Consider the following 6,053-nt stretch of genomic DNA (forward strand, 5'->3'; position numbering starts at 1 on the left):
GGTATTTGGCTCCTCAACCTGGGCTCGAACCAGGGACCTACGGATTAACAGTCCGGCGCTCTACCAACTGAGCTATTGAGGAATAAGCCTCAAATTATATACACAAAAAAATGCCTTTTGGCGTTCCAGTAGCAAAAAGCATTGCATTGGCGTTTTTATCGGGGTGCTGCCATTGCGCTGGGCGGTTGGGCCAGTTGGGGGTGTTTCTGTTGCGGGCGCTGTGTCGCTGCTGTCCTACAGTGATTTCGGCGGGTTCTGACTGACCCGCAGTGGTGGGGTCGCCTAGAGTCTCCAGTTATTTCATTCATCGGAGAAAAGAGCATGACAAAGTCCCCTGTTTTCAAGCGCCCAACCCTTCGCATTGCTGGACTTTTGGCAGTCACGGCCTTGGCATTCGGCTTGTCGGCTTGCGACAAAATGAAGGAGCCTACGGTAGGACAAAAAATTGATGCGGCTGTAGAGCAGACCGAGAAAGCCGCTGCCGAGGCCAAAGCCAAGGCGCAGCAAGCGCTGGAATCTGCGGGGGCCAAGGTGGAGCAGGGCGCTGTCAAAGCAGAGGCTGCAGCCGAGGGCGCTGGCGATGCCGCACGCCAAGCAGGAAATGCCGTGCTCGAGAAAATGGACGATGCTGCGATCACCGCGCAGGTATCGGCAGGCTTGGCCAAAGACCCCACCCTGAGCGCGCTCAAGATTGATGTGGATACGCGCGATGGTGTCGTCACGCTCAACGGGCCTGCACCCACGCAAGAAGCCAAAGACCGCGCCACGGCCATCGCCCAAGGGGTCAAGGGTGTCAGTTCAGTGATGAACCAGCTTTCTGTGAAGGCCATTTGAGACCCTGCGGGGCTTCATGGGGGCGCGATACCATCGCCGCATGAAAACACCTGCTACTGATTTGTCCACCCGCCTCATTCACTTGGACTACCAGCCGCCTGCTGGTTTTATGGCGCCCGCGCCCGCAGTGCACAAGGCGTCCACGGTCATTTTCCCGAGCGTGGCGGCCATGCGCACCCGCCAGTGGATGGACAAAAGCAGCTACACCTACGGCCTGCACGGCACGCCCACCACATTCATTCTGGAAGAGCGCCTGTGCGCCTTGGAGGGCGGTTTGCAGTGCGTGCTGGTGCCCAGCGGTTTGGCTGCGATTGCCAATGTGTCGCTGGCGCTGCTCAAAGCGGGCGATGAAGTGCTGATTCCCGACAACGCCTACGGCCCCAACCAATCCATGGCGCAGGCCACACTGGCGCAGTTTGGTATCCGCCATGTGTTGTACGACCCGCTGGATGTGGCCGATCTGGCAGCCAAACTGTCGCCTGCCACACGCTTGGTGTGGCTGGAGGCGCCAGGCTCCGTCACCATGGAGTTTCCCGATTTGCTGGAGATGGTGCGCTTGTGCAAGTCGCGTGGCATCACCACGGCGCTGGACAACACCTGGGGCGCAGGCCTGGCCTTTGCCCCATTTGATTTGATGGGTGACGGCAGCGGCAGCCTGGCCGTCGATGTATCGGCCCACGCGCTGACCAAATACCCCAGCGGCGGCGGCGATGTGCTCATGGGCAGCGTCATCACGCGCGATGCGGCGCTGCACCTGAAGATCAAACTGCTGCACATGCACCTGGGTTTGGGCGTGGGCGCCAACGATGTGGAGGCGGTGCTGCGCTCCCTGCCCAGCATTGCACTGCGCTACCGCGCCCACGATCTGGCTGCGCGTGATCTGGCCCGCTGGATGCAGCAGCAAAGTCCTGTGGTGCAGGTGCTGCACCCGGCGTTGCCAGGTTCGCCAGGCCACGCCCACTGGCAGGCTGTGTGCGGCGCCTTGCATGGCGGCGAAGGCTGGGCGGCCGGGCTGTTCAGCGTGGTGTTCGATGCACGCTACAGCCAACACCAAGTCGACGCTTTTTGCGATGGTTTGCGCCTGTTCAAGTTGGGCTACAGCTGGGGTGGCCCCATGAGTCTGGTTGTGCCCTACGACATTGCCAGCATGCGCCATCGGCCTGTGCCGCATTTGCAACCAGGTCATGTGGTGCGCTTCTCGGTGGGGCTGGAGGCCGTGCAAGACCTGCAGCAGGATTTGCAGCAAGCCATGCAGTGTGCCTTTGCGCCTGCCTGATGCATTTGCCGCGCAGGGTTTTTTTGCTGGGTGAAAGGCGCCAAGGTCAAGCTGTTACAGTGGGTCTTCACTTAGGAGAGTACATACCTTGGCTACACCGAACTACGGATACGAAAAGCGCCAGCGCGAGCTGGCAAAAAAGAAGAAAAAAGAAGAGAAGCTGCGCGCCAAATCTGCCCCCGCACGCCACTCTGACACCTATGTCGCCCCTGGTGGCGATGTCGATAACCCCGCTGTCTCCCCTGCATCCGGCGAGGGCGCACCGGGCTGATTGGCCGTTGATCAGCGCAGCAACTTGCGCAGCGCTGGCCACACGTTGTTGAGCATCTGCGGATGCGCTTCAGCGCGTGGGTGGATGCGATCAGGCTGGAACATTGCTACCGGATCGGGCCCATCCGCAATGCCTTTAAGAAAAAACGGCACCACCGCCGCTTGGTGCTGTTCTGCCACGGTGGCAAAAATACCGGCAAACCGGCGCGCGTAGTCGCTGCCATAGTTGGGCGGCACCTGCATCCCCACCAAGAGCACCTTGGCGCCTGCCTTCTGTGCGGTCTGTGTCATCCAGGCCAAGTTGTCTTCAGTGCTTTTCAGTGCCAGCCCGCGCAGCGCATCGTTGCCCCCCAGTTCAATCACTACCAGCGTGGGCCGGTGCTGGGCCAGCAGGGCAACCAGGCGCGATCTTCCGCCCGCCGTGGTTTCGCCGCTCACGCTGGCATTGACGACGTGGGCGGGCAGCTTTTCAGTGGCCAAGCGTTTTTCCAATAGCGCCACCCAGCCCGTGCCCCGGGCCAGGCCGTATTCCGCGCTGAGTGAGTCCCCCACCACCAGGATGGTCTGTCGTGGCGCGGTTTTGCCCGCTGCGGCGGTGCCCTGCGCCATGGCAGGGATACACCATGCAGCCAGCGTTGCCGCCAGCGTCCCCACGATAAAGTCGCGTCGATACGCGTTTTGATTCACAGTACAAGGCCTTTCATGTCCGCAACCACTGCTACGCCCGCTACACCCATCATTGCCGTCGAGCATGTTGATAAATCTGTCACCGATTCCACCGGCACGCTGCACATTTTGCGGGATATCGATTTCCGGCTGGCAGCGCGGGAAACTGTGGCGATTGTGGGTGCGTCGGGGTCGGGCAAAAGCACGCTCCTGTCCATCATTGCCGGTCTGGATGTGCCCACGCACGGCACGGTGCGGCTTGATGGCCACGATCTCTTTGCCTTGAGCGAGGATGACCGCGCCGCCCTGCGGGCGCAAAAGATGGGCTTTGTGTTCCAGAGCTTTCAGCTCATGGGCAACCTCACGGCGCTGGAAAACGTGATGCTGCCGCTGGAGCTGGCCAACCGCCGCGATGCGCGCAAAGTCGCTGCCGAGATGCTGGCCCATGTGGGTCTGGGCCAGCGCCTGAACCACTACCCCAAAGTGCTCAGCGGCGGCGAGCAGCAGCGCGTGGCGTTGGCGCGGGCGTTTGTGGTGCAGCCCGCCGTGCTGCTGGCCGACGAGCCCACGGGCAGCTTGGACTTTGCCACTGGCGAGACCATCATGCAGCTCATGTTTGACCTGAACCGTGAGCAGGGCACCACGCTGGTGCTGGTGACGCACGACCGGGGCATTGCCCAGCGCTGCGAGCGCTGCATCACCATCGACGCCGGGCGCATCAGCGCCTGAAGCTCAGCGCTGGCCAGCGGCCTCGGCGGCCTGCGCCGCGCGGCAGGCGGTGGCAGTGAACAGCACATCGGTCGAGGAGTTGAGCGCCGTTTCCGCCGAATCTTGCAGGATGCCGATGATGAAACCAATGGCCACCACCTGCATGGCTACATCGTTGGTAATGCCAAACAGGCTGCACGCCAGCGGAATCAGCAACAGCGAGCCACCGGCCACACCCGAGGCGCCACAGGCGCACACCGACGCCACCACGCACAGCAGCAGCGCCGTGGGCCAATCCACCGCAATGCCCAGCGTGTGAACGGCGGCCAGCGACAATACGCTGATGGTGATGGCTGCGCCCGCCATGTTGATGGTGGCGCCCAGCGGAATGGCGATGCTGTAGGTGTCCTCGTTCAGGCCCAGGCGCTTGGCCAGGGCCAGATTGATGGGGATGTTGGCTGCCGAGCTGCGCGTGAAAAATGCCGTCACACCGCTCTCGCGCAGGCAGGTAAACACCAGTGGATAGGGGTTGCTGCGCAGCACGGCAAACACAATCAGCGGGTTCACCACCAACGCCACAAACAGCATGCAGCCCAGCAGCACCGCCAGCAGGTGGGCGTAGCCCCACAGTGCGTTGGCACCGGCCTCGGCAAACGTGCTGGCCACCAGGCCAAAAATACCCAGCGGCGCAAAGCGGATCACCCACTGGATGATGTACGTGATGGCTGCCGACAAATCCGCCATCACCGCCCTTGTGCCTGCGCTGGCGTGGCGCAGCGCCATGCCAATGCCCACTGCCCAGGCCAGAATGCCGATGTAATTGGCGTTGGTCAGGGCGCGCACCGGGTTGTCCACCACGTTCATCAACAGCGCCAGCAGCACATCCTGGATGCGCGACGGGCCATCTGCCGCCTGTGCTGGCGCTTGCAGCACCAGCGTGGATGGAAACCACAGGCTGGCCACTACCGCCACCACCGCTGCTGCCAAGGTGCCCACCAGGTACAGCGCCAGCACCGGGCGCATGTGTGTGGCCTCACCGGGCTTGTGGTTGCTGATGGCTGCAATGACCAAAATGAACACCAGCACCGGCGCCACTGCCTTCAGGGCGGCAATAAACAACGTGCCCAGCAGCGCCACCTGGGGCGTGGCCGCTGGCAGCAGCACAGCCAAGGCGATGCCCGCCAGCAGGGCAATCACAATTTGCGTGACCAGACTGGTGCGTTGGGTCCAGCGAAGCAGCGGAGAAAGAATCATGGTGTTTCCGACAGGTAGCTGGAAAAGGTAGGGGGGAGGGTGGGGGCGGTATTTTAGGTGCCCCCGCTGGCCTGGCCGGGGCGCTGGCGGCAAAGCCCGGATAATCCCCGGCCATGTCCTCCCCCAAAGTCCTTTTCGGCTTCCATGCCGTGGGCGTGCGTTTGAAGACCGCGCCCCAATCCATCATTGAAATCTATTACGAAGCTACGCGGCGCGATGCGCGCATGCGCCAGTTTCTGGACCGCGCCCGTGAGGCCGGTGCTCGCTTGATCGAAGCCGACAGCGTGCGCCTGGCCAAGCTGGCGGGCAGCCACGGCCATCAGGGCGTGGCTGCGCGCGTCGAGGCCGTGGCACAGGTCACGTCGCTGGATGAGCTGCTGGAAAACCTCGAAGAAGCTGGCATTGAGCAGCCGCTGTTGCTGGTGCTCGATGGCGTGACCGACCCGCACAACCTGGGCGCCTGCCTGCGCGTGGCCGATGGTGCAGGTGCGCACGCCGTCATTGCGCCCAAAGACCACGCCGTGGGCATCAACGCCACCGTGGCCAAGGTGGCCAGTGGCGCTGCCGAAACCATGCCGTACTTCATGGTGACCAACCTGGCGCGCACGCTCAATGAACTCAAAGAGCGCAACATCTGGATCATCGGCACCAGCGACGATGCGCCCAAAACCATCTACCAGGTGGACTTGAAAGGCCCCGTGGCCCTGGTGCTGGGCGCCGAGGGCGACGGCATGCGCCAACTTACGCGCAAAACCTGCGATGAGCTGGTCAGCATCCCCATGAAGGGCGCCGTCGAGAGCCTGAACGTGTCGGTGGCCAGCGGCGTGTGCTTGTACGAGGCCCTGCGCCAGCGCGGCTGAGGGCGCGTGCGGCTTGGGCGGGCGCCGCCGTCACAACGACGGTCGCCATCGCCCCTTAGCTCAAACCCAGCCCAGCGCGCCCAACAGGGCGCCAGCGCCCAGCAGCCAGAGCAAGTGCAGCCGGGTGCGCCACACCAGCAGCGCCACCACCAGCGTCAGTAACCACAGCGCCCAGTCGGTGGCGA

7 protein-coding genes, 1 tRNA gene and 1 pseudogene are annotated in these 6,053 nt (G+C 63.0%); 5 read left to right on the forward strand and 4 right to left on the reverse strand.

Features of this window, described 5'->3' with window-relative positions:
• Positions 1-6 precede the first annotated feature (6 nt).
• A tRNA-Asn gene (locus PHX69_RS04750) sits at positions 7-82 on the reverse strand.
• Positions 83-321: 239 nt separating this feature from the next.
• On the opposite strand from PHX69_RS04750, the gene PHX69_RS04755 reads away from it, so the two are divergent.
• From PHX69_RS04755 to PHX69_RS04765, 3 genes are all read left to right on the forward strand, one after another.
• Positions 322-834, forward strand: coding sequence for a BON domain-containing protein (locus tag PHX69_RS04755; RefSeq protein ID WP_288042606.1), 513 nt, complete (start codon positions 322-324; stop codon positions 832-834).
• A 40-nt stretch (positions 835-874) separates the two neighbouring features.
• Positions 875-2,110 (forward strand): PLP-dependent transferase, encoded by a 1,236-nt coding sequence (locus PHX69_RS04760; protein ID WP_288042607.1) that lies wholly within the window; start codon positions 875-877, stop codon positions 2,108-2,110.
• Between the two features lie 88 nt (positions 2,111-2,198).
• Positions 2,199-2,381, forward strand: coding sequence for a hypothetical protein (locus PHX69_RS04765; RefSeq protein WP_119014587.1), 183 nt, complete (start codon positions 2,199-2,201; stop codon positions 2,379-2,381).
• 11 nt (positions 2,382-2,392) lie between these two features.
• Here PHX69_RS04765 and PHX69_RS04770 read toward each other — a convergent pair whose 3' ends face one another.
• The gene (locus tag PHX69_RS04770; protein ID WP_288042608.1) at positions 2,393-2,989 is read right to left on the reverse strand and encodes an arylesterase; all 597 of its coding nucleotides are present in this window, start codon (positions 2,987-2,989) and stop codon (positions 2,393-2,395) included.
• Between the two features lie 93 nt (positions 2,990-3,082).
• Here PHX69_RS04770 and PHX69_RS04775 point away from each other — a divergent pair, with 93 nt between their 5' ends.
• The gene (locus PHX69_RS04775; protein ID WP_288042609.1) at positions 3,083-3,775 is read left to right on the forward strand and encodes an ABC transporter ATP-binding protein; all 693 of its coding nucleotides are present in this window, start codon (positions 3,083-3,085) and stop codon (positions 3,773-3,775) included.
• A gap of 3 nt (positions 3,776-3,778) precedes the next feature.
• Here the strand turns inward: PHX69_RS04775 and sstT are convergent, their stop codons facing one another.
• Complete coding sequence (gene sstT / locus PHX69_RS04780) at positions 3,779-5,008, reverse strand: serine/threonine transporter SstT (protein WP_288042610.1); 1,230 nt, start codon at positions 5,006-5,008, stop codon at positions 3,779-3,781.
• Positions 5,009-5,121: 113 nt separating this feature from the next.
• On the opposite strand from sstT, the gene rlmB reads away from it, so the two are divergent.
• Positions 5,122-5,868, forward strand: a complete 747-nt coding sequence (gene rlmB / locus PHX69_RS04785; RefSeq protein ID WP_119014583.1) for a 23S rRNA (guanosine(2251)-2'-O)-methyltransferase RlmB — start codon at positions 5,122-5,124, stop codon at positions 5,866-5,868.
• Between the two features lie 60 nt (positions 5,869-5,928).
• Here rlmB and PHX69_RS04790 read toward each other — a convergent pair.
• Positions 5,929-6,053, reverse strand: a pseudogene (locus PHX69_RS04790) (chromate transporter); the annotation flags it as partial.

Origin of the sequence: Simplicispira sp. (assembly GCF_028687295.1) — a bacterium.
Taxonomy (GTDB): Bacteria; Pseudomonadota; Gammaproteobacteria; order Burkholderiales; family Burkholderiaceae_C; genus Simplicispira; species Simplicispira metamorpha.